Annotated in this window: 3 protein-coding genes; 1 reads left to right on the plus strand and 2 read right to left on the minus strand. The window is 33.4% G+C overall.

Annotation, left to right across the window (positions count from 1 at the left end):
• Window positions 1-517 precede the first annotated feature (517 nt).
• Window positions 518-1,315, plus strand: coding sequence for a hypothetical protein (locus ACKI2P_RS02120; RefSeq protein ID WP_407374601.1), 798 nt, complete (start codon window positions 518-520; stop codon window positions 1,313-1,315).
• A gap of 44 nt (window positions 1,316-1,359) precedes the next feature.
• Here ACKI2P_RS02120 and ACKI2P_RS02125 read toward each other — a convergent pair whose 3' ends face one another.
• Together ACKI2P_RS02125 and ACKI2P_RS02130 are read right to left on the minus strand one after the other, a co-directional pair.
• Window positions 1,360-3,327, minus strand: a complete 1,968-nt coding sequence (locus ACKI2P_RS02125) for a phage holin family protein (RefSeq protein ID WP_407374602.1) — start codon at window positions 3,325-3,327, stop codon at window positions 1,360-1,362.
• A gap of 39 nt (window positions 3,328-3,366) precedes the next feature.
• Complete coding sequence (locus ACKI2P_RS02130; RefSeq protein ID WP_407374603.1) at window positions 3,367-4,068, minus strand: hypothetical protein; 702 nt, start codon at window positions 4,066-4,068, stop codon at window positions 3,367-3,369.
• Between the last annotated feature and the right edge of the window lie 170 nt (window positions 4,069-4,238).

Below are 4,238 nucleotides of genomic sequence, written 5' to 3' on the forward strand. Positions count from 1 at the left end.
ATATTATAAAAACTATTATTAATATCCTGATTACATTCATTATCATATTTCCCATAATCATGTTATAACCTCCACATATTGTTTTTGTTTTCTTTGGAAAATATCCATTTTAAATTCGACAACATTTATTGCATCTTTTGAAAAAAAAGATTTAATAAATTTCCGTACACAATATTTAATTTGTTTCTAGGTTATATAAAACCTATTGTCTTAATTTCCAATTTTCAAGACTTTAAAAATAATTAAAGTATGATAGTGTGACTTTTTTAAGTTGCCAATCAATTACAAAACTAATATTGCCACTCTTTGATTATTCAATTTGAAGTGAACCCTATTTCATATAGAGATTAAATTTTTAGGTACTGTTAATCTTTAATCTAAATTAAGCAAATCTTATTCAAATTATGCAGACAAACGAAATTACTCGTTTAATTATCCATCACAAACATTGTGTTAAAATTCAATTAAAAATCAAAAATTAAAGATTAAAATATAAGTTTTAATAAATATAAACGATATGGAGATTTTTAAATTTGTCTGTGAATTACTTATTCCAATTTTAGTTTTTGGTGTGCTGTTTACAGTTGGAAAATTTATTTATAAAAAAATAGCCAATAGTGAAAGTAGAATTTTAAATCCGAAGGAATATTTTCCTGAACAGGAACTTGAAACATTAAAACAAGTTTATTACTTAATAATGATGTTAATATTCTTCTTTTTCATACTATACATCTTGGTATTTGAAGGAAAAGAGATACTTCCAATTATTGTTCTGCAAATCATCATATCATTATATGTTGCTTTAACTTTGGATTATGACTCTTGGGGAAATAAAATACTTTTTTTCCTCCTGATTCCTTATGAAGCCATAATATTGATAGTTTATAACAGCACCCTTATGATTTGGCCAATTTACATAATCCATGTTCTTATCTATGCATATTTCATAAAAGTCTATCTTGACAAATTCAGAAAATACACCAAAACAAACGGCCTTGGAATCACAATAATACTATTATTTTCCATAGTATTTTTCAGCTTTATTATAACATTATTTGCAGAAGGCGTTGAACCTTTAAATGCCATAGTCATGGTTTCAAATGCATTTACAAGTAACGGCTATGCAATACTTGGTGAGTCAGGTATTGGTAAATTAATAAGCCTGCTTTTAGTTTGGAGCGGATACATCATTTCAGGTGTGGGTACTGCAACATTAACAGCTGCAATTTTATTAAGGCATAACCAAAAACGTGAAAAAGAGTTAAATGAACGTTTGGATAAGTTAGAAACATTAATTAAAAATAATAAAGAATAAGATATGGTTATGAAATGCCATACCTTTTTCTATTCTTATTTTCATTATTTATTTTTCAATTCGGCTAAATTTTCTTTTAATAATTTATAAATATTTTCTGCACCGATGATGTCATCATCACTGACATTCCAGCTTGAAGGGTAAAGTATGAAAGGTTTGGATTGATCTCCCCCTGCTCCACCGTGACTTCCAACCAATTCTTCAAATGCACATACTTCATCAGCTTCCTCATCATAAAAACTGTTTACAAGGATGTCCGGTGTATGTTCAAACGAACTGGTTCTTTTTAAATGTCTGACAATGTTGTTACCAAATCCTTCAAGAGGGTTTTCACCATCAATTTCACCACTGTCCAGGTAGTATGTTCCATTCTTTCCAATAGCCAAGTCCCCATGCTCCTGGGATTTGACTAGAATGAAACCAACATACTCGTTGTTTACAATACCGGGTATCAGTTCAGGGAAATAACTGTTAAGTTCCTCATATGTTAGTCTTTGACTCCACTGTGTCAAATAAATCATTGCAAGGTTTCCTGAAGCCAATACAATAACTTCAGAGTCACTTAATTCCTGTGCTTCTTCTTTCTCTTTTTCTATTTTCTTTTTCTTTCTTGAAAATGGAGTGTAGTCCCCTACAAAGTGGTCATCGTTTGAGGTCATTTTAGCGAACATGGTCATGTCTTCCGGAAGCAAGGATTTGACGAAGTCCTCAAAGGTTTGGCCGTATCTTTGTGTGAATGTGGCGCCGTTTGTCTGACCATGATCAGATTGAATCACGAATTGATAGTCCCTAGGAGAGTATTTGTTTGCGTCGGTGAGGTGCTTGATTTGATCGTCCATTTGCTTTAAGGCTATCCATGCGTCACTGTCCCTGACTCCTGAATGGTGAGCTATCTCATCATAACCGAGATAGGTTGAGTATGCAACATCAATGTCACCAACCATCATGTCTCCGATCAGTGTTGAAGTGTTGATTTCTCTCATGAACACGTTTGTGGCACCTCTTGTTGGAATGTACATTATTCCACGTTTTATTCTTGGCCTGACGTTTTTTATTGAATGTGTGAGTTGTGACCATATCTCGCGCACCATGTCAGCTAAAAACAATGAGATTATACGTGCAAAATTGCTTGGATTGGAGAACACTGAGTACCATGCCTTATTATAAAGTTTCCCAAAGTCCATGATTTTACTGAATGTAAATATCACATTGTCAGTGTCTCCGGAAAATAGGTTTGACCTGCTTGCTCCATTGTCCACAAGCAATCCGTCCCCATTTGAAATCCTTTCTTCCAGTTCCGGCACTTTGGTGATTCCTGAGCATTGCATCATCTGATTGCCGTTGCTTTTCTCTATCCATCTGAATGCTACGATACCTTCATTGTTTCCGTGAAGGATTCCTGCCTGGCTTGCACCGGTTTGGGATGACAGGTCAGTTTCCCACATCCTAAGATTATACTCATTGCCTTCAATCATCCCTTTCATGGTTGGCATGACACCCCTGTCGACTGCTTCAAGCAGAACCTTGTGTGCAAGGCCGTCGATTTCAACGATTATCACTCCAGGATAATCCTTGACGTTGCCTTTTCTTTTCTTTTCAGCATCTCTTAAAACAGACCTGTAATATGAACTGTCATCGTTAATTGTTATTAATGAGGACAATACTGTTGTAACTGCAGCCATTCCTAAAGGTGCAAGAATTATTGCAGGGCCTTTAATTGCAATTCCAAATGATGGTGCAAGTAATTGGAGCAGTAGACCGTTCAGTATCAGTGTTCCTACACCGAAAGTTAAGACCAGAAACGGCATTGCTATTCTTGTCAGAATTGGCCAGAGTATTGCATTGACCAGACCAAGGAACAATACTAACATCAGTATGTCCCCTGAATGACTGATTTCAACTCCCAATCCTAAAAAACTTATCAGGTATATTCCTATGACGTTTCCAATAAATACGATTAAGCTTCTTTTCAAGCTTTTTTTAGGGGTTTGTTTTTCCTTAATAATTTCCATAGTAATCCCAACTCTTATTTTAAAGATTTTCAATCAGTTTCATATAGGTAATTTTCCAGTGTATTGTTCGATTTGAGATTTAGCTGAATCTATAGCGGATCCTGTTTTCTGTTCTACTGAAGATTGTATGCTGCTTAAATTGGTATTGTTTACAAAATCACTTGCTTTTGACTGTAAATCACCTGTCATATTTTTCACAGAAGATATTTTGCCGTTTATACTATGATCAACATGATAGACATTTTTGTACTTTACTGAGTTTGCCATGTGAACTGCCATATCCTTGTCATTGCAGCAGATTATAATATTGTCATGAGTGGTTTGATTATCTAAAGGTATGCAATAGAATTTGCCGTTGTAATTTACTTTAATGATATCAAATATATGAATCTCAAATAATTTATCAGCATTTACCACATAGCATGTAAAACCGTCAGTATTCTGCATTTCTCCATTTTTTATTACATTATTCAGAGTATCGAAACCCATTTCAGTTACTTTGATGAGATTGTCATCCTCATAACTGTTGTATGTAACCATTATTCCATTGTTCCAGTTCCAGACTTTGGCGCTTTCAACTTCTCCAGCATATTTTGTCTGATTTAATGGAACTTCTATGCTGGTTCCGTTCGGAGTAATTTCGATTCTTTCATAATTCTGTGCAGTCAGCACTACAAAAAGAATTGCCGCCACAATGATTAATATTATCACTCCAATTATCATGATTTTCTTTTTGTCCATTTAACAACCTCATTGTTTTTTTGAAATTTATAATTCAATGTTCATATTTTGTTTTATTTTAAAGCATAACTTCCCAAATATGAATAAAACACATATATCTTAATAAAATATTGTATTTTATAATATATAAAAATTAAATGAAAACAAGATTTTAAAAAAATATCCCAACT

Origin of the sequence: Methanobrevibacter sp. (assembly GCF_045541095.1) — an archaeon.
Taxonomy (GTDB): domain Archaea; phylum Methanobacteriota; class Methanobacteria; order Methanobacteriales; family Methanobacteriaceae; genus Methanocatella.

What these genes read in the sequence shown, in the direction of transcription:
- ACKI2P_RS02120 (WP_407374601.1), top strand. Translation starts at nt 518, where the DNA reads ATGGAGATTTTTAAATTTGTCTGTGAATTACTTATTCCAATTTTAGTT.
- ACKI2P_RS02125 (WP_407374602.1), bottom strand. Translation starts at nt 3,327, where the DNA reads ATGGAAATTATTAAGGAAAAACAAACCCCTAAAAAAAGCTTGAAAAGA.
- ACKI2P_RS02130 (WP_407374603.1), bottom strand. Translation starts at nt 4,068, where the DNA reads ATGGACAAAAAGAAAATCATGATAATTGGAGTGATAATATTAATCATT.